Annotated in this window: 21 protein-coding genes; 18 read left to right on the top strand and 3 right to left on the bottom strand. The window is 39.0% G+C overall.

Features of this window, described 5'->3' with window-relative positions:
• The first annotated feature begins 44 nt into the window (after positions 1-44).
• From ACNQGS_RS08405 to ACNQGS_RS08380, 6 genes are all read left to right on the top strand, one after another.
• Positions 45-185, top strand: coding sequence for a hypothetical protein (locus ACNQGS_RS08405; protein WP_491486940.1), 141 nt, complete (start codon positions 45-47; stop codon positions 183-185).
• 66 nt (positions 186-251) lie between these two features.
• A complete protein-coding gene (locus ACNQGS_RS08400) occupies positions 252-515 on the top strand; it encodes a DUF6946 family protein (protein WP_491486939.1) in 264 nt (87 codons plus the stop codon).
• Positions 499-1,221 carry a uracil-DNA glycosylase gene (locus ACNQGS_RS08395; RefSeq protein ID WP_491486938.1) on the top strand — a complete coding sequence of 241 codons (723 nt, stop codon included), beginning with the start codon at positions 499-501 and terminating at the stop codon, positions 1,219-1,221. The genes ACNQGS_RS08400 and ACNQGS_RS08395 overlap by 17 nt, the downstream gene beginning before the upstream one ends.
• 297 nt (positions 1,222-1,518) lie before the next feature.
• Entirely contained in the window at positions 1,519-3,078 is a 1,560-nt protein-coding gene (locus ACNQGS_RS08390) for a helix-turn-helix domain-containing protein (RefSeq protein WP_491486937.1), read from the top strand.
• A gap of 285 nt (positions 3,079-3,363) precedes the next feature.
• Positions 3,364-4,023: a flavin reductase family protein gene (locus ACNQGS_RS08385; protein WP_378582135.1), complete on the top strand. Its 660-nt coding sequence runs from the start codon at positions 3,364-3,366 to the stop codon at positions 4,021-4,023.
• A 214-nt stretch (positions 4,024-4,237) separates the two neighbouring features.
• Entirely contained in the window at positions 4,238-5,587 is a 1,350-nt protein-coding gene (locus tag ACNQGS_RS08380) for a YjiH family protein (protein WP_491486936.1), read from the top strand.
• 172 nt (positions 5,588-5,759) lie between these two features.
• Here the strand turns inward: ACNQGS_RS08380 and pdxR are convergent, their stop codons facing one another.
• Positions 5,760-7,184, bottom strand: coding sequence for a MocR-like pyridoxine biosynthesis transcription factor PdxR (pdxR, locus tag ACNQGS_RS08375; protein ID WP_491486935.1), 1,425 nt, complete (start codon positions 7,182-7,184; stop codon positions 5,760-5,762).
• Positions 7,185-7,289: 105 nt separating this feature from the next.
• Here pdxR and pdxS point away from each other — a divergent pair, with 105 nt between their 5' ends.
• The 7 genes from pdxS (at position 7,290) to ACNQGS_RS08340 (ending at position 16,784) form a co-directional block, all read left to right on the top strand.
• Positions 7,290-8,174 carry a pyridoxal 5'-phosphate synthase lyase subunit PdxS gene (pdxS, locus tag ACNQGS_RS08370; RefSeq protein ID WP_491486934.1) on the top strand — a complete coding sequence of 295 codons (885 nt, stop codon included), beginning with the start codon at positions 7,290-7,292 and terminating at the stop codon, positions 8,172-8,174.
• A gap of 781 nt (positions 8,175-8,955) precedes the next feature.
• Entirely contained in the window at positions 8,956-9,372 is a 417-nt protein-coding gene (locus ACNQGS_RS08365; protein ID WP_491486933.1) for a hypothetical protein, read from the top strand.
• A gap of 301 nt (positions 9,373-9,673) precedes the next feature.
• Positions 9,674-10,222 (top strand): lecithin retinol acyltransferase family protein, encoded by a 549-nt coding sequence (locus ACNQGS_RS08360; RefSeq protein WP_491486932.1) that lies wholly within the window; start codon positions 9,674-9,676, stop codon positions 10,220-10,222.
• A gap of 61 nt (positions 10,223-10,283) precedes the next feature.
• Positions 10,284-10,490 (top strand): hypothetical protein, encoded by a 207-nt coding sequence (locus tag ACNQGS_RS08355; RefSeq protein WP_491486931.1) that lies wholly within the window; start codon positions 10,284-10,286, stop codon positions 10,488-10,490.
• 257 nt (positions 10,491-10,747) lie between these two features.
• A complete protein-coding gene (locus ACNQGS_RS08350) occupies positions 10,748-12,076 on the top strand; it encodes a hypothetical protein (RefSeq protein ID WP_491486930.1) in 1,329 nt (442 codons plus the stop codon).
• Positions 12,060-13,964, top strand: a complete 1,905-nt coding sequence (locus ACNQGS_RS08345; RefSeq protein ID WP_491486929.1) for a phospholipase D-like domain-containing protein — start codon at positions 12,060-12,062, stop codon at positions 13,962-13,964. The genes ACNQGS_RS08350 and ACNQGS_RS08345 overlap by 17 nt, the downstream gene beginning before the upstream one ends.
• Complete coding sequence (locus tag ACNQGS_RS08340) at positions 13,965-16,784, top strand: DEAD/DEAH box helicase family protein (RefSeq protein ID WP_491486928.1); 2,820 nt, start codon at positions 13,965-13,967, stop codon at positions 16,782-16,784.
• A 495-nt stretch (positions 16,785-17,279) separates the two neighbouring features.
• On the opposite strand, the gene ACNQGS_RS08335 is transcribed toward ACNQGS_RS08340, so the two are convergent.
• The gene (locus tag ACNQGS_RS08335; protein WP_491486927.1) at positions 17,280-18,323 is read right to left on the bottom strand and encodes a hypothetical protein; all 1,044 of its coding nucleotides are present in this window, start codon (positions 18,321-18,323) and stop codon (positions 17,280-17,282) included.
• 624 nt (positions 18,324-18,947) lie between these two features.
• Here ACNQGS_RS08335 and ACNQGS_RS08330 point away from each other — a divergent pair.
• The 5 genes from ACNQGS_RS08330 to ACNQGS_RS08310 all read left to right on the top strand — a co-directional run bounded on the left by ACNQGS_RS08330 (position 18,948) and on the right by ACNQGS_RS08310 (position 21,140).
• Positions 18,948-19,727: a conserved phage C-terminal domain-containing protein gene (locus ACNQGS_RS08330; RefSeq protein WP_491486926.1), complete on the top strand. Its 780-nt coding sequence runs from the start codon at positions 18,948-18,950 to the stop codon at positions 19,725-19,727.
• The gene (locus ACNQGS_RS08325) at positions 19,720-20,052 is read left to right on the top strand and encodes a replicative helicase loader/inhibitor (protein WP_491486925.1); all 333 of its coding nucleotides are present in this window, start codon (positions 19,720-19,722) and stop codon (positions 20,050-20,052) included. The genes ACNQGS_RS08330 and ACNQGS_RS08325 overlap by 8 nt, the downstream gene beginning before the upstream one ends.
• 4 nt (positions 20,053-20,056) lie before the next feature.
• Positions 20,057-20,380: a DnaB-like helicase N-terminal domain-containing protein gene (locus ACNQGS_RS08320; RefSeq protein ID WP_491486924.1), complete on the top strand. Its 324-nt coding sequence runs from the start codon at positions 20,057-20,059 to the stop codon at positions 20,378-20,380.
• 27 nt (positions 20,381-20,407) lie between these two features.
• The gene (locus ACNQGS_RS08315) at positions 20,408-20,692 is read left to right on the top strand and encodes a DnaB-like helicase C-terminal domain-containing protein (RefSeq protein WP_491486923.1); all 285 of its coding nucleotides are present in this window, start codon (positions 20,408-20,410) and stop codon (positions 20,690-20,692) included.
• 241 nt (positions 20,693-20,933) lie between these two features.
• Positions 20,934-21,140 (top strand): hypothetical protein, encoded by a 207-nt coding sequence (locus ACNQGS_RS08310; protein WP_491486922.1) that lies wholly within the window; start codon positions 20,934-20,936, stop codon positions 21,138-21,140.
• A gap of 871 nt (positions 21,141-22,011) precedes the next feature.
• On the opposite strand, the gene ACNQGS_RS08305 is transcribed toward ACNQGS_RS08310, so the two are convergent.
• Positions 22,012-23,151, bottom strand: a complete 1,140-nt coding sequence (locus ACNQGS_RS08305; RefSeq protein WP_491486921.1) for an IS110 family RNA-guided transposase — start codon at positions 23,149-23,151, stop codon at positions 22,012-22,014.
• Positions 23,152-23,280 lie beyond the last annotated feature (129 nt).

The following is a 23,280-nucleotide window of genomic DNA, read 5'->3' as shown; positions in this document are numbered from 1 at the left end:
ACTTAAACATTGTATTGATATTTTATTACACAGGGGGATCTGCAATGGCGCTCTCAGAATCAGATAAAAGGATACTCCAAGCAATCAAGCAGAATGTCATACAAGGAATAATAGAGGAAAAAATGAGGCAGGGCCAATCGCCGGATGCATTCAATAATTTAAACAAGTTTTTAAAAGAGTTGTGAAGGGATTTGGAAATTTATGTAGAAAAACTAGTAACATAGTAATGATTGGAATCGGGAGGACAGCAAATGGGTAATTATTATATCCAATCAAAAGGGCCAGATACTTGGAAGGGGTCATTAGCAAATCCAGAAAATCAATGGAAAAAAGGATATTCTGCATACGAGTTGGCCCATAGTTGGGAGGCAGCTGCCGATTTTCCATCGTGTGTCAATCAAGTGTTTCAACAGAGCCAAATCCCACTGTTTCAAAACGTGTCTTTTTATTTTTATCTAAAGAAGATAGATGATTGTAAGAACAAAAGGAGATATTGTGATGTTGAAATTTATTGATGAACTAATGTCATATTATTCAGACCAAGCAGTATTTAATCCATGGAACGATTATTCTACACAACTAGACATTGGACCTGATGCACCAATGTTAAGGATAAATCATCTTCAACGCTTTCTTGAGCCAAGGTTATCAAACGCTCGCTATATTTTTGTTGCTGAAGCATTAGGATTTCAAGGTGGTCATTTTTCAGGAATTCCAATGACTTCAGAAATAATGATCACAGGAAACCATTCAGAAGTAGATTATCAGCATGTTTTTCATGGTAAAGTTGGTAGAAGGACTAGCAATCCCAATTCACAGTACCCGCGATTTAAGATGACTTGGAAAAAAAAGGGTGCGAGTGAACCGACAGCAACAATTGTTTGGAAAACTATCCTAGAGAATAATGTTGATCCCTTTGAGATTATTTTATGGAATATCTTTCCCTTCCATCCTTATGATCCGGCAGTAGGATTATTAAGTAATCGTACCCCAGAGCCTAATGAGCTAAAATTAGGGGTTTATTATTTAAAAAGACTTTTAAATCTATGTCCCCAAAATATTAAAGTAATAGCTATCGGAAACCATTCTACAAATACCCTAAATCAACGTAAAATTGAAAATATTCCTATTAGGCATCCCGCAAACGGTGGTGCCCCAGCGTTTAAAGAAGGATGTAAAAGAATTTTTACAGTTAATGATGTTAATAATTTTCTTAACTAAATAAACTTAAGTACGAACTCTGTTCCTGAAGGTGTGCCAAAAATGGTACACCTTTTTCAGCATTATTGAAGTATTGAGGGAAGAGAAAGTTAATAAAACGTATGTTCTTGGCGTAGAGTTATCATAACATTCTGATATAATTATAGTAAATTAAGCGAACATATCCAAAAATTGATGTTACGAGGCGTTTTTCAACAAAAAAATGGATGAAAGAGATGAGAAATTTTTGGCAGGTTTTAATTTAAAAATAATTGAATACAGAATAAGGTGAAATAAGTAATAACAGGTGGTTTATATATGAAAATATTAATAGCGGAACGGGATGAGCTTGAAAGAAAAGGATTGAAGTGGCTGCTTTTAACCAATCAAGTGCCAATTGATGAATTAAAAGAAGCCAGCAATGAAGAGGAATGCATGGCATTGCTGATGGAATGGAAACCAGATATTTTTGTCATGGAACTCGAGATGTTTCAGCCAAATCAGCGGGAACATTTATTCCGAATGGTCAGGAATTTGAGGATTCAAACGGTCATGCACACAAGCCATAAAACGTTTCAAGCAGCTGAACAAGCGGTAAAAATGAAAGCAGAAGCATTATTTGTGAAACCATATGTTGCGGAAGAATGGCTGAAGGCATTGAAACAAATGATCCGAAACCATAGAAATATTCCGAAAAAAGAAGGAGAAACCTCTTTATATCACGGTTGGGCTTATGATCTTCTATTTGGAAGAGTCATCAATGAAGCATTTATGAACGAACAGGTTCAAAATTGGGGATACGATCAAGTGCCCAGCATAGTGGCCGTATTGGCTTTGGACCAACAAAATAAAAAGGAATTTGAACCAATTACATTGATTCATTTGATTCATGACGAACTGCAGGAGTATCGGCCCTTTGTATTGTCAGTCGATGAACAGATCATCCTTCTGGTGAGTGAGGAATATCTTCCAAAAGGGAACCATCCCATCCATTCCCTGTGGCAGATTTTGAAGGTATTTTGTGAACGGATGAAACAAAGAAATAATCTTTCCATTTCGGCCGGAATTGGAAATCAATATGATACTCCAAAACTTCTTTATAAATCCTATTTTGAAGCAAGACAAGCCTTGCTGCGCCGCTTTTATTTTGGCGGAAACCAGGTGTTCCCCTCCATGACGAAAAATTTGAATGAACAATATGAACCTTTTTTGACGCCAACGGAGAATGATGAATTACTAAATTACTTAATAGAAAAAAACAGGGATGGGATCAAAACATGGTTTTATAAGCTTTTTGGCGGTTTTCCCGATGAAAATGGCAGTTATCCACATTCCGATTTAGTCCGGACCAAATTGACGAACGCTGTTGCCCCTATCCGCAGATTTATGAGAGAAAAACCATATTTGTTAAGGAATGACCAAGAATATCAGGAAATCTTTCAGGAAATTTTATACGGCGAGGTTTTATTCGATATTATCCAAAAGATGATTCGTCTTTGCTCTTTACTATTTGACCAAGTTGAAAAAGAAGAATCCCTATACAGCTCCCAAATAATGGCTAAAGCAATTCAATACATCGAACAAAACTACCATAAACCCCTTTCATTAGAAGAGGTATCTGGATGGGCAGGCAGAAGCGGTCAATATTTCAGTTCTTTATTTAAACAACAAATGGGCTGTACTTTTACGGAATATCTTCAAGCAAAAAGGATTGAAAAGGCAAAAGCATATTTAAAATCAACGGCCATGACTGTTTCTGAAGTGGCGGAATCTGTCGGTTATGTGGATCCCAATTATTTTAGCCGTGTTTTTAAAACGGTTACCGGGGCTTCTCCGAGGACATGGAAAACGGAAAATTGTACAGATATCTTAAAATAATCCAGTTTTTACGAAAAAGGGATACGAAACATTTCAAGAAAACAGTAAATATCACTAAAATTCGGAATATTCTCTATGGATATTCCTTTCTTTTTTCATTACCATAAAAACTAATAAAATAATTAAATTTAATAACGATTTAGGGGGTGATTACCTCATCAGCAGCACTAACAGAAATTCACAAGCAGTACCTAATAAGCCTATGGAAAAACGCTTTTCCTTGAGTGTCGTTGCAATAATTAACAATCTCAGTTGCTGAGAAAAAAACATTTGGGAGGAATTCACTTGCATTATTCACCAAAGAAAGGTCAGCATCATGGCTTACCATATGACCCCTTTAAAAGTAGTACGATACCACGCCCTATCGGATGGCTTTCAACCAGGTCTAAAGATGGAGTAGATAACCTTGCGCCTTACAGCCAATATCAAAATCTTACCTGGGATCCACCTATGGTAATGTTTGCAGCAAATCAATCAGTATTAGGAGGAAGAAAGGATACGGTTCGAAACGCTGAGGAAACTGGTTGGTTTGTATGGAACATGGCTACTTGGGATTTGCGCGAAGCAGTAAATATTTCCGCAAAGGCGTCTACGGCAGACGTTGATGAATTTGTGGCTGCGGGTGTAACGAAGAAAAGCTGCATTGAGGCTCCTGTATCACGTGTTGCTGAGTCACCGGTTCAATTCGAATGTGAGTATATTCAGACAATTAGAATACCAACTGGTAATGAGGTTTCCACAGTTGATATTGTTATCGGACGAGTAGCTCATGTGCATATCGCTGATGACATCATTCTTCCTAGTGGGAAACTTGATATATTAAAAATAAAACCCATTGCCCGCCTCGGGTATTATGATTATACAGTTATCAACAATATATTTGAAATGAAGGCACCAGCTGCTACAAAAGAAGAGTTGGCTGGCCTTGAGGGACGAAATGTTTAATGACACAAAGGAAGCTATTTGAAGATTAATTAACTAGTTAGTCATAGAATACTCTTGAAAGGTTGCAAATGAATGATGAGGCTAATTTCGGCTCTCGGATTAAATCGGACATTTCCTAGTCTTTTCTCTCTATGTTCACCTTTTGTCAAGTAGCATATAGGTTTCGATTTATTTTTAAACACTATTTATGCTTAATGGAGGAGATTATACTATTATGCCGAATCCACAATCTACTAATGTAGAAACAAGTTCTGAAATTCAGAGACAAAAAGTGTACAGTATTTCAAATGTTTTGAAGTTCTTATTTTTTAGTTCAATTGGTATTTTTGTATTTTTTATTCCAATTACTTTAAATGGTACCTCATCTATCCCGCTTGATCATATTGTTACATGGCTAAATACTACTTTCCCTTCCGTTACACCTATCTACGCGTTGCTTGTCATTTTAGGGGGAGCAATCTATCCATTTGTAACAAAAACATGGAACAAAAACACTTTTAATATTGTATTCTCAATTCTTAAAGTTTTAGGATTTGTCGTTGGATTAATCATCTACTTAAAAGTAGGTCCAAGCTGGCTGATGAATCCAAATATTGGCCCTTTTCTCTTTGACTTGTTAGTTGTTCCAGTTGGGATCATGGTTCCTTTAGGCGGGGTATTTTTGGCTTTATTAGTAGGGTATGGTCTTCTCGATTTTATGGGAGTAATTTGTCAAAAAATTATGAGACCTATATGGAAAACTCCGGGTCGTTCAGCCGTAGATGCAATGGCATCATTCGTTGCCAGTTTTGCAGTAGGATTATTAATTACAAATCGGGAATATAAAAAAGGAAACTACACCAAAAAAGAAGCTGCCATTATTGCTACGGGATTTTCTACTGTCACTGTTTCGTTTATGATTGTGGTTGCTAAGACACTGGGGCTTATGGGCATGTGGAATTTTTATTTTTGGGTAACATTGCTGGTTACATTTGCTATTACTGCAATATCTGTAAGAATAAGACCAATCAGTAAGATGAGTGATGATTATTATAATGGCCAAAAGGGCAATCCAGAAGAGACTGTAAAGGGAAATTATATACAAAAAGCTTGGGAAAATGCAATGAATGCAGCAGAAAATGCACCGAGTTTTGGGAAAAATATTTGGGATAACTTACGTGATGGAATGGTAATGACGATGGGCATTTTGCCATCGATCTTATCAGTTGGTTTAATTGGCTTACTCCTTGCAGAATACACTCCAATTTTCGATTATTTAGGATACATTTTTTATCCAATCACAGCTTTACTTCAGCTTCCAGATCCGTTGCTAGTTGGAAAAGCTTCAGCAATTGGAATTACAGAAATGTTCCTGCCAGCACTATTAGTCGTTAAATCTGCCATCGTAACAAAGTTTGTTATTGCAGTCACTTGTGTATCTTCTATCATGTTCTTCTCTGCAAGTATCCCATGTATACTATCAACAGACATTCCAATTACAATTCGTCAACTTGTAATCCTTTGGTTCCTAAGAACCGTCCTTAGTTTAATCATTGCCACACCAATTGCATTCTTATTTTTATAGTAGCAAAAAATAATCTAAGAATTATGAACGGAATCAGCAGCACCTTTTTGGGATGCTGCTGATTCGGTTTATTTAGTTTGTTTAATAACTCAATTCAAGGGTCAGTCCGCCGGTGCGTTAAAACTTTAGTGTGCTGGGGGACTGACCCCAATTTTCCAATATTGAATCGGACTCATATCTGCTGTGAGGATCTAGAGGCACGGTTCGAAATTCCCCAACAAAGCATAAGTTGGCGAATGCCTTTTTCAATTTGGTCTAATGGAATACCGCCAAAGCCTAATAGAAAGGTTGGATGCTTATAATCAATGGGACTTAATAGATAATCACTTACTGGATAGATGGCAATACCGTTTTTGGCTGCCGTCTCTTTCAGCTGATCTTCAGTATTTGACACAGGGACAGAAATTAAAATGTGCATTCCTGCCTGATCTCCCGTAATCGTGACATCAGGATAACATGTTTTAAATAGATTGGTTAATTTTTCATGTTTTTTACGATAAATTTTCCGCATCCGGTTTAAGTGTTTGGAAAAATATCCATCTCTTATAAAGTTGGCTAAAATATGTTGATCAAATCTAGGTACGGTTGCGGAGTAAAAACTAAATGTTCCTTTATATTTTTGTAACAGCGTTGAAGGTAATACACAATAAGCAACACGCAATGATGGCATTAATGATTTCGTAAACGTGCTCAAATAAATGACTTTATTGTTTTGATCCAAACCGTGTAAGGCAGGAATGGGTTTTCCGATATACCGAAACTCACTATCATAATCGTCTTCAATGATGTAGCGATTTTCATCCTTTGCTGCCCAGTTTATTAGCTGCGTTCTTCTTGTTGCTGATAGTACAGCACCCGTAGGGAATTGGTGGGAAGGTGTAATGTAAACTACATTGGCATTTGTTTTTTCAAGTTCATCCACCATTACCCCATTTTCATCAACCGGAATGGAGATGGCTCGATTTTGCAATTGGATTTTTGGGATGGCGGAATAGCCTGGATTTTCAAGGGCAAATTTTGCATCACTTTCCAGTAATCGTAGAATCATAGGAAGCAGCTGTTCCGTTCCCGAACCAATGACGATCTGTTCTGGGTTGCATACAATCCCTCTCGATTGATAAAGATAGTCTGAAATTTCTGCTCTTAATGCAAATTCTCCTTGAGGGTCTCCAATTTGTAATAACTCTTTTGAACTGCTATCATATAAATTTTTTGCATATTTCCGCCAAAGTGAAAAAGGGAATGAGTCTGTATCAATTTTTCCGGGATGGAAGTCAAATGGAACGATTTTCTGCTCGGGCTTCCCTACAGTTGCTTTTAGAAGCTCTTTTTCAATATAGGGCAATTCGTCTATCTCTTCTACGAAAAAACCAATGCGAGGTTTCGAGCCCACAAAGCCTTCTGCAACAAGTTGGGCATAGGCAATTTCAATGGTTGTTTGACTGATATTTAAAAATTCGGCTAATTTTTTCTTTGATGGTAATTTAGTTCCCACTTCAATTTGTTTTTGGATAATGGCGTCTTTGATTCCGATATAAAGCTGTTCATATAGAGGTTTTGCCACACTTTTATCCAATTTAAACATAAGCATATCCATCTGCCATACTCCTAACTGACCACATTGTTTTTTAAAAAACTGAACCTTTTCATGAAGTCAATTTCTATTATACTTGTAATTATCAAATCATTGGAGGTTATTTTTATGAAACAATTGGGAACCGAACGTATAAAACGCGGAATGGCTGAAATGCAAAAAGGCGGCGTTATTATGGATGTCGTTAACGCCGAACAAGCGAAAATTGCCGAGGCAGCAGGTGCCGTTGCGGTTATGGCTTTGGAGCGAGTGCCATCAGATATTCGAGCTGCTGGGGGAGTAGCCCGTATGGCAGATCCCCGTATCGTTGAGGAAGTAATGAACGCGGTAACCATTCCAGTCATGGCAAAAGCGCGAATTGGACACATTGTCGAAGCCCGTGTATTAGAAGCAATGGGCGTCGATTACATAGATGAAAGTGAAGTATTAACGCCTGCGGATGAAGAATACCATTTATTAAAAAGCGACTACACGGTTCCATTTGTTTGCGGGTGCCGCGATTTAGGGGAAGCTGCTCGTCGTATTGGAGAAGGAGCCTCGATGTTACGTACAAAAGGGGAACCGGGAACCGGAAATATTGTCGAAGCTGTCCGTCACATAAGAAAAGTGAATGCACAAGTAAGACGCGTTGTCGGGATGAGTACAGATGAATTAATGACGGAAGCCAAAAATTTGGGAGCGCCATTTGAATTATTAGTCGAAATCAAAAAATTAGGGCGCTTACCAGTTGTTAACTTTGCAGCCGGCGGAGTAGCGACACCTGCCGATGCAGCATTAATGATGGAACTGGGAGCAGATGGAGTATTTGTAGGATCAGGTATTTTTAAATCCGATAACCCAGAAAAATTTGCTCGTGCCATTGTGGAAGCAACAACGCACTATCAAGACTATAAACTGATTGCTGAAATTTCAAAACAGCTGGGAACACCAATGAAAGGTATTGAAATTTCAACGCTGGATGCAAAAAATCGTATGCAGGAACGTGGTTGGTAACACACTGAAAATCGGTACCGTTCATGGCAAAGTAGAGACAATTAGGGAAAGGGCTCTTCCTTTAAAACCCAGAAGATATCACTCAATAAAACCCACATGAACCAAATAAGAAAAACTAGGTCAACTTGCTATGCTTCATTATATGAAAAAGGACAGTTACGATAAAAAATCGGTAACTGTCCTTTTTGTTATATTCCGTAATTTTATTATGTTAACTTCAAAAAGGCTAACACTGCCGTATTTTATTGGCAGTAATTTTCTTAATCAGATCATACTCCATTAAACAACTCATAATATATTACAATTTCTTGAAATCTTTAAAAAGGTATTTCAGCGATGCTTCCACATTGCTATACTATTTATAGCTTTTTCAATTATCTGCAATTACCTCCATAATTCTACCTTGTTTGCACTTTTATTCACTTCTGATCTTCGTTCATATCATGCATTTTCTTTAAAAGTTCTTCTCTTCTACGGTTTAAATTCCTATTGGGAGGTGTTTTTCAAAAAAATTATTATGTTCAATAAAACAGCACTGACCAAAATCCACTTAAGTATGTTTTCTTCAACAAAAGACTCACTATTGATACTCACGATTCTTAAGTATAACTTTTCCTATGATAGCTCTTATTCTATTTTGCAGTATTTACCTCTATTATTGCGGCAGGTGAAGGAAAGGATTAACGTCTTAAAACAATAGTAAGGAATGATAAAAAACATTATAATGAACTCATGGATGGTGAACGAAATGGAAAACAAAATATTAGATTTGTTAGAAAAAATGAATGATAGACAGGAAAGAATGGAAGAAAAACTAGAACGGATTGATGATAGACAACATAATATGGAAGAAAAACTAGAACGGATTGATGATAGACAGCATAACATGGAAGAAAAACTAGAACGGATTGATGATAGACAGCATAATATGGAAGAAAAACTAGAACGGATTGATGATAGACAGCATAACATGGAAGAAAAACTAGAAGGGATTGATGATAGACAACATAACATGGAAGAAAAACTTGACGAGGTATTTGATACGGTTAAGAGAATCGAGGCCTCCCAAAAAGATGATGTAATTGGTCTTCTGAAGTTACAGAAAAAGAATCTTGATTTCGAAGTGGATTATATTAACAAAAGAGTAACAGAAATGGACAAAAGATTATTCAGCCTTGAAAAAAGAGTTGAGATTTAACCTAAAAAATGTAACTAAGTGCCAGGCACACCAGTAAATTGGAATGTGCCTGGCACTTTTTTTAATTTCTGAGTGGGTGTAGAGTAGGAAGAGTCCCTACATCATCTTGACCCGCTCACGAACCAAATGGGACTGATGTAAGCTGCAAGTTGAACCACGTGCGTCTCAAAATAACCCGTGTCCTTAGTCAGTCTGCTTCATCGATTGAACACAAATAAAAACGGCTTATCCGCAAGTAAAAAAGCCATATCCGTAAATTAAAACGGATAGTAACGGTAATATCAGAATCAAAACTGGCCCTATGGATCTAGAGGACATCAAAGAAACGATTGAAGATGTAATTAAAATAAGCAAAAAACTATCAAATTTCTTAAAAGATTTACAAGAAGAGAAGGCTTTAACGAAAGGTGCTGTCATTGGTGTATCAAGGGGATTATATGAACATTACGGTGTCTACATCGGCAATAACCGTGTCATCCATTACACTTCTCTGAATTCTGACATCAGCATGCAAGATAATAAAATTATGGAAACGGGAATGGACCACTTCCTGAGAGACGCGGGTGAGTTCTTTATCCTGGATTGTACATATAAAAACAAAGCTGTTAAATCCAAACCTATTAAAGCCGGCTTCTTAATACCAGACTATAACCAACTCTTTGAGCGGCAATCCGTTTTCTCCCCGGAGGAAACAGTCAAAAGAGCCAAATCGCGATTAGGGGAAACAAAATATAGTTTAGCTTTTAATAATTGTGAGCATTTTGCCATTTGGTGTAAAACCGGCTTAAGTAAAAGCCATCAAGTAGATGCATTTCTCGGGACGATTGAGAGAAGGGCTTGGAGAATCTAGATATATTTATAGTTTTATATACAAATGTGATGTGGCTTGAAAAAATAAGGAGGCCTCTCTAATGGCGGAAACTTATAGAAAAGCTAAAATTGAGAGTTACCATAGTTTAATTCAGATACTCCTTGACCAGACGTGCGAAAATTTTACGAAGCAAATAAATATTGGTAGAAGAGACTATTTAAATGGTCAAGCAGATGCATATAGGTTTGTCCTTAAAATTCTTGAAAAGGAATTTGAGTTATCTGCTAAAGATGCATCCTTAAAGTGAACTGAATTTTCCTACAGTAGAAGTTAAGGGGAAATATATAAGATAGTGACTGGTTTACCATTTATGGTAAACCTTATTTTTTTATCACCTAAAAATTTGTATAAAATTGTATACTTAAAAGAAAAAGGCGGAATAAGGGTAAAGTCGAGCAATTATGATATTGTTCTAGCAATTACCAATATAACTGCTGCAATGAAGCTAGTACTATAGTAGTAGCTAAAGAAAAGATGAACGGTATTAAAATGGGAGGAACTTAAATGCCATCAACCTTATCCTGGACAAAATATTCACCTTTAGAGGATGAAACAACGATCCTTGACCCGTTGGCCTTTGATTATTTTGCTCAATTGCTGGGAAATGTGGTGCTGCCAAGCTTTACAACCCGTACATCAAGGGCCAGATATTACAGTATGGTTTGCTACGGTATTTATATAAGCAATCAGTATCTGAAAAAGAAAGGAAAAACCTATTACGAGAAGGAGGTGCTAGAGGCGTTTAAGTTATATGAACGATTCTGGGCAAGGGCTGTGGTTGAGCGATATAATGGCAAATTACAAGAGAGAGACGGAAACGAGCGAGATTTTAGAGGAAAGCGCGGCGCTGTTAAGGCCTATTACGACAATCCTGATTCACTACATTATCATTTTCTGACCAGACAGCTTGAACTGGGCGGTCTCGGGGCTTATCGGACTAGCCTGGAAGACTTGGAATTGATTAAAGAGGATTTAAGTTTGACACATAAGGGGTTGAACCTTGCTCTTCAGTTTGTGAACAATTCTATTTATGACAAATTGGTCCTTCGCGCCATGAATGAAGAAAAGATGATTAAGAAAGAGGGCAAAGGCTCACTAGCTTCTTTTGGTTTCCATGCCTCGCTCGATGGATCAATTAATGAGGCATCGGCACCTTATTTTCTTCCCTACCATCAGGAGGAAATCTCCTTATTAAAGGAATACATTTTGGATCATCCGAAAAACAGAGCAGCGATTTCCTATATCTACAACCACCAACTGGCAGGGAATGCGATGAACATCGTCGAGCAAATTACGAAGCAGGCTCCAAAGACGGAAGAAGGTAAGAAAGTTGTCTACGAATTTAAGACCATTCTTGCCTTTGAAGAATTGGCCATTATCGTGAACCGGATTTGGTGTGCTTTGATTCGGACGGCTGAGGAGCATTTGGGAAGAGTAACGGTGGAAGAGGCTGTAAATGGCTGCAGGGAGTATCTTAAGCTATTGTCTGATGGACAATATATCCCTGATCTGCTAAGGCAAAAAGACTATCTGGCAATCGCGGGGAGTCTTCACGGATCTTCGTTTGCTGCATTTTTAGACCGGTTTACGAATCTTATGGAAGCTCAATATGGTAATTTTTTAATAGAACTATTAACCTACCATACGAGTGTCATGAAAAGACGGAACAGCGGTCCTTGGATGTTCCTCGATGGCAGCCAAATCATAGTGACAGCAGGCTATGATTATCCCAAAAAGACAGAGTCAGCCGAATTCCTTCATGGGTATAAAATTACCAATATCTTAACGCTAATTGAAGATACGGGGTGGACACCAAGTGATCAAGTATACTGATTTCTTTGAATTAATCCATACAGAGGATGAAGCGCCAATCGCGGCACTGTTCATGTCCTATGGCTTTGATGCAGAGTTGTTTGAAAAACATCTCCTGCCAAGCTTTCTGGGAATTATTGGGAATGCAGATGAAAATGAACTGAGATTCCGCAATCAGGTTGCCCTAAAACTACAAGAAGTCCCTGTTACTGTGCTTTCCGATGCAAAGCAGTATCACGGAGGGCGGACATTTTTATATGATCATCTGACGATTTCAGAGCATACCTTTCATCCGAAGTGTTATTTACTGCTCTATGAAACCTATTTAAGGGTTATCGTAGGTTCTTGTAATCTGACGAAAGCTGGAATATGCTATAATGCTGAGTCAATTTGGTATGAAGATATACAGGTGGACGAAGAAACCACAATCTCAGCGGATCTGCTTCGGATTTTAACATGGATGGGTAGACAATACAGCTTACAGAACAATCATTCGTTCAAGGAAATCAGGAAATTTTTGCAACAAATACCATCCTTAAATGAATATCCCAAACTAATAACTACGATAAATAATACAAGTGTTTTCAATACCTTTTTCGACGAATTAAAAGGCTTGAAGGAAGACTGCAAGGCCGTCTCCATCTTGTCGCCATTCTTTGAAAATGACAGGGACCGGGCAATGGAGAGGTCATTAATGATGGAGTTTGCTGATGAATTCAAAAAACTGTATCCAAAGGCAAAGATCAAAATCTACTTTCCGGGAGCAAGAAGTGACGAGGAAAAGCAGTATAAAGTCACGGCTCCAGTGAATATTTTTAGCGAATTATGCAGCAACTATAACAACACCGAGCTAAATATCATTCACCGGGAATGGGACCGAGAAGATGATGAGCCTATACCAAGGACGCTGCATGCCAAAATGATTATGGCTGAATTCAAAAGCGGCAAAAAGCTGATTCAAAGCGGTTCGGTTAACTTTACCAACAATGCCATGAGGTCAAGAATCGGCTCGTTACGAAATATTGAGATGGGGATCTTGGAATATGGCAAGATGAAGTTTGAATTTCCGCCGAGCACCCGAGTAAAGGTAGATGAACTATCCTATGAGGATAAGACAATCGAAGACAAAATCATGGCCATATTTGTCGAGAAAGCGGTCTACGAAAATGGCAAACTAATAATAAGCTTAAATGAAACGGCTGAGTCCTTCAAAATCAATTACCAGGACCAAATCATCTACGAAGCCATACAGCCACAAGAAACAATCATAATTGACCCATTTAAGCTGAAACGATCACAAGATCTGCAAATCATCTGTTTAGAGTACGACTTTTATGTACCGATTCAAATTAGTAATAAAGAAGAATTTGAATCGGAGGATGTGAAGCTTACTTTTGAGTTGAAGATGAAGGATATCATCGATTATTTAGCCGGAAAATATCGCAGTCTATCTGAAATTGAACGATTGAAGAAGGTTCAAATGGCTAATGGCAAAGAACCTGCCGGCGGGCTAGCCGTTTATTTCAGACATAACCTGCAGAGGTTTTACAAAGCAATGGCTTCACTAAAACAGGGACTGGAGATGCCCTTTTACTCAGAAATGGCGTTTCAGCACTATTTATCCAACCCGATTGGCTTGAAAAACTTACTTCATATGATCATCGAAGACTATCAAAACGGCGAGGCAGGAAACGAGGAAACATTTATGTTTTTGGTTGAAATCGAGAATGTCATCCAGCATTTGCATTATCAGGAGGATCGACTGGAACCGGAATATAGGAATCAAGTGCTCGAGAATTTGCTGACCAAGCCAGTTTCGATCCGGAAGGACATCTATAAGAAGTCCAAGAAACCAATTAGGAATCAGTTCGATGTGGTACTACAAGCGTTTGGATTGGAAGTGAAATAGATGATTGCCACACAAAAACAGGTCACAGAGCTAGTTGATTTTTCCGCGAGTATCGATATGAAAACGGCCGCTTTACAGGCAAAAACATGTTCACAAACCATCGATATGCTGCAGCGGGTGCCCGGCATCATCCTCGGAGATGATGTGGGCATGGGCAAGACGTATATTGCCTTTGGGGCGGCCACTTGGTTTCTGGCTCATTATCCGAACCAACCTGTGGTAATTATTACGCCAAGCTGGCTGTTGAATGATAAATGGCATAACGATATCCGAAATTTTATTGAAAAAAATCTGAAAACAGACAATCTGGAGCTTGAGGAATCGGACATCGCCAGAATCAGGCAGGGAGGCGAAACGTATATTAGCCAGATTGCCACTGCTGCGAAACAAGCAAAGGTCCTTCTAATCCCCATTAATGTGTTTTCTTCGATGGGCTGGAAGCATGAAAAGAGTTTCTTTCTGGCCTGCTGGTTCAAGCATCGACGCTTTTGGGGGACAACACGAGAACGAATCCTTGAGGCCCTGGGTGGCGACACCAGTGTTTTTGCACCGGAAGAATATGAAAACATGGGGATTACGTATCATGACATCCCCGCAGACTGGTACGAGGAATTGGACAGAATCTATTACGAAGAGGGGCTTTCCAATACCGGTGTAGCCTGCATCTGGTCGGCAATAAAGGATTTGCGGTACAAAGCCATTAATAAAGTCATGCCGGAGGCTTCCCTGCTTATTCTGGATGAAGCCCATAAAATGAAAAATGAGGGAACAGTGAAACGAACAGCCCTAAAGGCGGCTGTATATCAAAAATTCCGTAAAGGAATCTTTCTTACCGCGACTCCTTTTGAGTTGGGTGCGGGCGAGTTAGGGTCTGTCCTCGATATGTTCAAATCTGGCAACATTCCCGCTGACGAAATGGCCATGTTTGAAACTCTAATTGCGGACATGTTTAGTCAAATGAGAATCTATCAGCAAAACATGTGGAACTTTGAAACCTTTGTCCACGCAATGAGTCGAGACGAAGGACTCCAGCTCGAAAGTGCTATCGAGACGGGTGTGACCGAAAATCTCGTCTATGACGTACGTGAGACCTATGATGTCTACCAAAAGCTCCTAGAACAGAAACAACTGCTGGAACAAGTCATGAAGCAGCTGATGATTCGAAATGTGAAAAAGAAGGATGAATATCGCAGTGAAATCATTGGCTCCCTAACGAATGAAGATAAACTGGGCATCCCGTTATCGAATGAATCTTATATTCCGTTCGCATTCATGGAGAAAGCGATTTATGAGATACTTGCCAAGGGGGAAAGAACCTTTATCGCTAATGTCAAACAGTCATTTACTTCCTCGTTTGAAGCGGTGAAAAATGCTAGTATTAATACTCGTGGCTTGGAAGCATTGACAGTCTTAAGTAAGCTGGGTCTCGAAAAAATCGCCCATCCAAAACTGAGTGCGGTGGCCGATGAGGTGGTGCAGTCATTAATGGACGGGGAAAAGACGCTGCTGTTTTGCAACCGGATTGAGACCATCAACGAATTAAAGAGAAGTATGGAAAAACGGTTGGATCGTTCCTACAACCGGGATATTCACAAGCTATTTCCGGAAAACGGAATGAAGGGTTTTGAAAATTATTACAAACGTTTTTACAATAAACAGGATATATCCTGGTTCTTACTACAGGAAAGTTATATTCATTCCATCCTGCATCCCGTCCTTAAACTTTGCGGAAAGAATAGAAGGATTATCCCTTCAGCAAAGGATATTTCCGATGAGGTCAGTGACACCTATAAAAAATATAATGTCACCGTAAAAGCCAATTATATGTATATCAAACGAATTGTAGAACAAATTGTTTTCCGTAAAGCATTGGAAAGAGTGGAGGGTTGGAAACAAACGCTGGCAGACCATCCAGTGCTTCTGGAAACAGTGAATCATCTGCTCGACCCGAATTACATCCAATACGGTATGAATCTAAAGGAAGATGAGGATGAGGCCGAGCTGCCAGACAGTGAAGGCAGTGAACTGAGGCAAATCTCTACCAAACTCATCAGTGAAGTGATTGATTATAAGGGAATTTGGCATATCTATCATGATAATCTGAACAAGTTGCAGCCAGAGGAAAGAGATGAATTGGTGACGTCCATGATTCATTTCTTAAGGCGCGATAAGCGGTTCTTTATCAAACTGAGAAAGGTAAAAGAGGAGAACCCTGATAAGGATGACAGTGAGTTGATTCAACGGACGTTTGGCCACGGGAGCCTTCTGAATTGGAAGAGTGCCTATCAGCGGTTTCTTGACAAATACAGTTCCGAAACAGCGGCCAACCGAGAAGAAATGAGGCTCGGACTTGCTAATACCGATGTGGTGGCTGCGATTACCGGAGGTACCAGCCATGAATTAAGGGCAAAGATCAAGGCTGGTTTCAATACGCCGTTTTACCCACAAGTCTTAATTGCAACGGCAACCATGCAAGAGGGAATCGACTTGCACCACGAGTGCAAACGTATCTTCCATTATGACCTGGAATGGAACCCGGCATCAATGGAACAGCGTATCGGCAGAATAGACCGAATTGGCAGCCTGATTTCGAAGCTGCGCGAGCAAGATCAGGATGTGACCCTTGATGTCTATTATCCATACATTAAAAACACAATCGACGAAAGCATCTATACGACCGTGAAAGACCGGGAAAAGTGGTTTAATCTCATTCTCGGCGGCACGCCGCAGTGGGATACTTTTGAGATTGACCCAGATGTAACCAATATTAAACCATGGGTATTTCGGAATTTGCAGATTGATTTGAGTGTGAGAAATTAATATTTTTCATTATTAAAAATGAAAGAAATAATAAGAGGGGCAACTGCTTAAAATTTAATTGGTTAATTGAACGTAAGAAAATGGATGGGCAGGTTTTCTTCAATTTAAATAGGATTTCTTTTAAAAATAGCTCTGTTATTATTCATTGTTGATTTTCGTGTAGGTATGAGAATTCATAGGCGGAGAATTTCCGGCTAATGTATAAAAGGAAGCTTAAAAAGCAGATATAAGCGAAGAAATTCCGATTAACTGCTCTAAATAAGACAAAATCCAAAGATTTGAATCATATAAACAGAAAAACTTCCTTTATTTTTAAGAAAATATGGGTATTTCCCAATTTAAACGGAATTTTACCGTTTATTTTCAAACACTTTGAAATCAACATTCAGCTATAACAGAGCCAAAAAATAAAGTAGACAACTGACTTTTTTTGAATTCAAGGGTCAGTCCCCCGGTGTGTTAAAACTTTAGTGTGATGGGGGACTGACCCCATTTTTAGATTGGATCGAAGCCCATGCCATCAAATAAGTCATATCCCTCTGCCCGAATCTCCGACAATGTCTTGTTCTTTTCTTTTACAACCGCATAATCATATCCATTGACCTTACCGCTTGGTGCAAATTGTTTCGCCCAGGCATTTAAAGAAATGATTTTTCCATTAAATTCGACATTATTACCACTTTGAATCTTTCCGAGGGACTCGCTCTCCTTGTTTTTGAAGAAAATCTCATCGCCTTCCGACACAAGCCCCACTTCCAGCATATGGGTGAGTTTTGGGAAACTTTTTCGTGTCCAGCTGGATTGTCTTCGGGCTGTAGGCCGCTTGTTTTCGTTCGTCAATATTTCTGAAAAATAATCGTCATCGGATCCAAGCGGAAGCAGCTTCTTGATTTCAAGGAGGTAATCATCACCATTTTCCCCTTCAATCAATTGAGGTGCAATTTCAAAGCAAGAGATATCGAGTCCTTTTGTTAATAACCAGGCGGAGGCGGATAAGACACTCGGGTCAAAACTCGAGGCGACTAATATGATGCGTTGGTCGGCATTAAAGTTATCAAATGCTTCGTGATCATTTAAAAACCCAACGATGTTCTCAATGCCAACTTCAACGGCCTCTTCTTCCTTGACGTTTTCATAATGGACCAAATAATCGGCATACACTTTTTCCACAATTTCTTGGACGCTGGTGATTTTGGCAAAAGAGGCGGCATAGCGAATGGCTTGGGATTCGAAGTTATCTCTTCGAGTCCTCATATCATCTTCATCCCGTTTGATTTCAATCACGACCACGTTCCCATTACTATCGATGCCGACCAAGTCCGTCCGCTTATTCGCATTATTGCGAACCTGTTTACCGATAATCTTGAGTTCGTAATCTTCTTCTTGGGTTAATACTTCAATATTTTCCTGAAGAAACTCTTCTAAGGCGCTTTCAACAAGTCCCAGACTCTTATATGTAATTTTTGATATCTCGTGGGTGTTTTTCTTCAGTTTCTTTTTGTTGGGCGTACTTCCGTCAATTTGAACCTTGACCAACATGATAACTCCTCCAATTTCCATTCATCTTATTAATTATACCTCTTTTCAATTAACAAAAGTCATCTGCGGGGAACCGAATCTTGAGATAGGGTTCTTTGGGATTCAAACTGATCGTTTCAGTTTGACAGTTTACTATAACGTTAATCAATAAGAATGTATTGATGCCGATTGAACATTTGTTTTTGTTTATGATCCTTAAGAAAGCAAGAAAGAAATATTTGCTTGTGCTGGGGGACCCCATTTTTAGGCCATTGATAGGATATATAATGAGCCGTGTTTGTCTTAACATGACCCCAACATGAACCCAGTCTGCATCATAGGTGGAATCATCCCGAACCAAGCAATACCAGAGAATAACACATAGATTACTTCAGAGAATACAACAGAGAAAAATATATATTTGTCCCGCAAATACGAACCCGTAATAAAACCCGCGTATCCGCAAGTAAAAACATCCTATCCACAATTAAAAATTAAAACTCACAAAAAAATTATTAAACTACCCTGTCCTTTTTAAGTTCTAATCGATATATAGAAGGTGAAGCGGTTGAGCCGATGCATGGGTCAGCCCTTCAACCACGACGAACCAGTCCATTGGCGATTGAAAAAGAGGAGGGGAATAGGGTGAGTAAATTATTGATCAACGAAAACCCGGTGATGATTATCCCATCACTGGCAGTCAAAATTGGCTTGAACGAAGCCGTCATCCTGCAGCAAATCCATTATTGGGTTCATGGCAGCAGACATGTCATTGAAGGTCGGAAGTGGATATTCAACACGTATAAAGATTGGCAGGAACAGCTTCCGTTCTGGTCTGAAAGCACGATTAAACGGACCATTCACTCGCTGGAAAAACAAGGAATGCTGCTATCCGGGAACTGGAACCGGTCGAAAATGGATAAGTCCAAGTGGTATACCATCGATTACCAAAGGCTGGAGGAACTGACAGAAGGCGAGCCAATGAACCCTACTGAGGAACCTCAACCGGCCGATCATGAGACCACCGCAACAGGAACAGATCCAAACCACATGCAGGTCGACTTATATGAGTTGTTGGATGACAACGTAGAAGAATTAATGCCACAGCAAGCAACGCCAACACCAGCAACAGAGAAAATACCGGTTACTGAAGTCATCCACTATCTGAATGAAAAAACAAATGCAGCCTACAAACCAAGCAGTCCGAAAACAAAGGAACTGATTTCAGCAAGGGCTAGAGAAGGGTTTACCCTGGAGGATTTTAAAGCAGTGATCGATTTAAAAGCGGCGGAATGGCTGGAGGACCCGGTCATGTGCAAATATCTCCGGCCGGAAACATTATTTGGGTCGAAATTTGAGGCCTATCGCAACCAAAAGTCATGGAAAAAAGAGCTAACCGAGGAGGATTTTGATTTAGATGAATAAACGGGAAACGTTCGCCCTATTGAAAATGATTTTAGTGTTTTATGAACAGTTTAGCTTGGATCAAGAGAAAGTGAACCTTTGGCACGACGCGATAAAGGACCTTACGTTTGTCGACATGAAGGAGAATCTGTTAAAGTACGTGCGGCAATCGCCTTTTCCACCCAAAGTGTCCGAGCTTTACATAAAGTCCAGTGTTCCTGGAATTGTTCCGAATCCCGATGAAACTATGGTCATCCTTACCCGTCATTATGTGCCTGCAAATAGCGATGTCATGCAAAAAGAACTGGCCAATATCAGAAAGCTATTGGTCATCGAAAGGGAGTAGCAGGATGAGACCATTTGAACCTTGTAATCAAGAAGCGGAAGAAGCATTTGTTGGGTCCTTTTTCCTCGACAGTGAATTAGTAAAAGAGTGTGCTATTCTCCCGGAACAGCTATACTTTCCAGAGATTCGACTACTCTATACAAGCATTCGCAGCCTAGTTGTAAAAGGAATGCCGGTAGATTTGGTGACAATACTGAATGAACTCGGGATCGAGGGCATTCAAAATGCGGGTGGAATGACCTACATCGCCCAATTGACAGGTAGTGTGCCAAATATTGCCAATTTTCATACCTATGAAAAACTGGTCAAGGAGTACGACAAAAAATGAAAGCTGATCGCAGCAGGCAAAAAAATAATGGTCCAGGCCGCCAGTGAGGATAGTGACACAACAGTAAGGGACGGAATCGATGAACTGATTAGTATTGAAGAAGATCAGACGGACGATGACACGGGTAAGATCACCACATCATTGGTGGAGTTATTTGTAGAGTGCGAGCAGGATCAGGGCGAAATGGCAGGAATCCCCTCCGGTTTTCATGATTTGGACAGGCTGACCGGTGGATTTCAAGCGTCCGATTTGGTGATTATCGGGGCCCGGCCAAGTATGGGGAAGACGGCCTTTAATAATTATACTTCTTAAATTTTATTAATAATTGAAGTGTAAACAGTAGAATAATAATTAGTACAAAATCCGCAAGGTCGTCATTCATAGCCTGTTTTGTTGATGTATTAGTATGCTTTAATCTCCCTGCGAATTCTTTTGTTAATTCTTTAGCCATTTGTGCTACTTGTAAACTTTGTTCATAATTCAATTTAGTCAAATTTAAAAAAATCGAGGAATTTTAATTAAATTAACAGGAAGTCGTGCTGATAGTAGTCCTTTGTTCCAAGACTTTAAAAACTTCTTGCTGAATTCCTTTGACGAGAGATTTATTAACAGGGATTACTATGAAAAGATTTTTACCATCACAAGAGAATTAAGAAATAAAGCTGCACACCCGAACGTAATTGAACCCAATGTCGCTCTAAAAGGTCGTGAAACGATAAAAAATCTTTTGAAGGTGCTATTGGATTTGTATAAGCAATAAGTTCACAAAGGTTACTATTAAAGCTCTCTACTTAGAGGGCTTTTTTCTATGGTAATAGCCTTCATTTGTGACTGAGTTTTTAAAAAGGGTTCTTCATAAACCGTGAAACACAGAATACAGCAACATTTAATGTATCAGATATACCTAATCTGGCTAGTGCTAGCAGTAAAGACAACCTTGTGAACTTTTTAAGGGTGATATGAGAAAAATCCTCATCACTACAATTTTTAAATTTTAAGAAGTTGATGGTGTGCTGGACCAGCGAGAAAATATTATTTTAATGGTGTATAGGCCCATAGAACGCAAGAGGGCGATCTTCGTGAAAAAATGCGTAGCTCTACCATATGCATTTTTCTTTGGATTAACTGGTACACCTATTAATAGAATTGATAAAAATGCATTTTGCAGCTTTGAGGAGTAGTAAGTGTAAACTGCTATTCGGCTAATGTAGTTCGGTGCCCCACCCCCTACTTACATAAAGTAATTGCTTATATAATCATAGTGGTTATGCTAAGGTTGAATTGCGATATTAAATTTGACGGAGTGTTACACGTTTTTATTGAGAAGAAAAACATCAATATGGCACGGCGAAAACACTGGGTTTAGGGGGGAGTGTAAGGAAAATTTGTGTTTGTTTGGTGTTTAAATTTATAATACGATATGCAACTATATTAAACGAAACGGCTCTACATCAAGGATTGTCGGGGTTTAGCATAGTTGCCTTTTTTCTGTGAAAATAAAAAACCCCCGAGTCTCCTGTATACTATTGATCAAGGTAGGAAATCCTGTAAATAACCTAAAAGAGCCAAAAAGAAAGCAGAGGTACCTGTGGGAGGGTAACTTTGTATAAATCTATTTGGTTTTGGTTATACTAACTAATTTGCATTTCTTTAAACGGCTCCTTGTTTAAAAGCATGGAGTAAATAATTCGAAGCATTCGATGTGCTATGGCAACGAGTGCTTTTTTCTTTCCTCTTCTTGCTGCTATCGACCAATATTTTGCTGCTAACCAACGATTTCGACATCTTGAAACTGCCCAAGCTGCTTCACACATTGCTGACTTTATATGAGGATTTCCTTTGGTGGTCTTTGTACTTTTTCTTTTTCCAGCACTTTCATTATTACCTGGTGATACACCTGCCCAGGAAGCTAAATGTTGTGAAGTAGGAAATTGCCCCATATCGACCCCGATTTCTGCAATGATAATTGCTGCCGTATCCTTTTTAATCCCAGGAATAGTAAGAAGTAATTCCATTTCTTCCTTATAGTTAATTAATAAACCATCTATTCGGTCCTCTATTTCTGAAATGAGCGATTCCAAATATATAATATGTTGCCATGACTGCCTGATAAGAAAGATTTGGTGTTCATTTAAAGTGCCAAAAAGAGAATCGGTAATTTTCTGCTTCTTTCCTGCCATTTTCCCGTGGATACTATTTTCAACATCAGATTCATCCACATATCCTTGTTCAATCAATTTTTTTAGAAGTTTCCTCCCTGATACACCAAAAACATCGGAAATAACTGAACTGAGCTTAACATTCGAACATTCCAATACCTTTTGAATACGATTCTTCTCAGATGTTAAATGACCTATCCACTTCTTACGAAGTCGTGTTAAATCACGAAGTTCACGAATATCAACAGGTGGAACAAAGCTTTTTTCGATTAGCCCATGTCGTAATAATTTTGCAATCCACTCTGCATCTGAAACATCGGTTTTCCGACCAGGCACATTTTTAATTCGTTGTGCATTAGCGAGTGTAATATCAAAGTAATCTTCCAAGATATTAAATACAGGTTTCCAATAAACGCCTGTACTTTCCATCGCGATATGAGTTACCCCATGCTCTTCAAGCCACTTTAATAAACGATAAAGATCTTTTGTGAGAGTAGGGAAAGTTTCCGTTACTTTAAATAAGTCGTCCTCTCTACTCCCGGAAATTAAACAAGCTACGATCGTCTCCGCATGGACGTCTAAACCAGCACATCGTTCAATAAATACCTCCATAAAAATACTCCTGTCTATTAAGATCACAAACAGTGAGTGAATTTGAAAATAAGCATTTTTCTGTCCGTAGTCATCCTTCCGTAAGGAAGGAGCTAACAAAGGGTTGAACACCAAATTCACTCAAACAGT

It is taken from the genome of Neobacillus sp. PVCKKU3, from assembly GCF_058323225.1.
This window is presented reverse-complemented; position numbering and strand designations above follow the sequence as displayed.

Excerpts from the sequence above, each read along its gene's own strand:
- ACNQGS_RS08405 (WP_491486940.1), top strand. The coding sequence starts at position 45 with ATGGCGCTCTCAGAATCAGATAAAAGGATACTCCAAGCAATCAAGCAG.
- ACNQGS_RS08400 (WP_491486939.1), top strand. The coding sequence starts at position 252 with ATGGGTAATTATTATATCCAATCAAAAGGGCCAGATACTTGGAAGGGG.
- ACNQGS_RS08395 (WP_491486938.1), top strand. The coding sequence starts at position 499 with ATGTTGAAATTTATTGATGAACTAATGTCATATTATTCAGACCAAGCA.
- ACNQGS_RS08390 (WP_491486937.1), top strand. The coding sequence starts at position 1,519 with ATGAAAATATTAATAGCGGAACGGGATGAGCTTGAAAGAAAAGGATTG.
- ACNQGS_RS08380 (WP_491486936.1), top strand. The coding sequence starts at position 4,238 with ATGCCGAATCCACAATCTACTAATGTAGAAACAAGTTCTGAAATTCAG.
- pdxR (WP_491486935.1), bottom strand. The coding sequence starts at position 7,184 with ATGGATATGCTTATGTTTAAATTGGATAAAAGTGTGGCAAAACCTCTA.
- pdxS (WP_491486934.1), top strand. The coding sequence starts at position 7,290 with ATGAAACAATTGGGAACCGAACGTATAAAACGCGGAATGGCTGAAATG.
- ACNQGS_RS08365 (WP_491486933.1), top strand. The coding sequence starts at position 8,956 with ATGAATGATAGACAGGAAAGAATGGAAGAAAAACTAGAACGGATTGAT.
- ACNQGS_RS08360 (WP_491486932.1), top strand. The coding sequence starts at position 9,674 with ATGGATCTAGAGGACATCAAAGAAACGATTGAAGATGTAATTAAAATA.
- ACNQGS_RS08355 (WP_491486931.1), top strand. The coding sequence starts at position 10,284 with ATGGCGGAAACTTATAGAAAAGCTAAAATTGAGAGTTACCATAGTTTA.
- ACNQGS_RS08350 (WP_491486930.1), top strand. The coding sequence starts at position 10,748 with ATGCCATCAACCTTATCCTGGACAAAATATTCACCTTTAGAGGATGAA.
- ACNQGS_RS08340 (WP_491486928.1), top strand. The coding sequence starts at position 13,965 with ATGATTGCCACACAAAAACAGGTCACAGAGCTAGTTGATTTTTCCGCG.
- ACNQGS_RS08335 (WP_491486927.1), bottom strand. The coding sequence starts at position 18,323 with ATGTTGGTCAAGGTTCAAATTGACGGAAGTACGCCCAACAAAAAGAAA.
- ACNQGS_RS08325 (WP_491486925.1), top strand. The coding sequence starts at position 19,720 with ATGAATAAACGGGAAACGTTCGCCCTATTGAAAATGATTTTAGTGTTT.
- ACNQGS_RS08320 (WP_491486924.1), top strand. The coding sequence starts at position 20,057 with ATGAGACCATTTGAACCTTGTAATCAAGAAGCGGAAGAAGCATTTGTT.
- ACNQGS_RS08315 (WP_491486923.1), top strand. The coding sequence starts at position 20,408 with ATGGTCCAGGCCGCCAGTGAGGATAGTGACACAACAGTAAGGGACGGA.
- ACNQGS_RS08305 (WP_491486921.1), bottom strand. The coding sequence starts at position 23,151 with ATGGAGGTATTTATTGAACGATGTGCTGGTTTAGACGTCCATGCGGAG.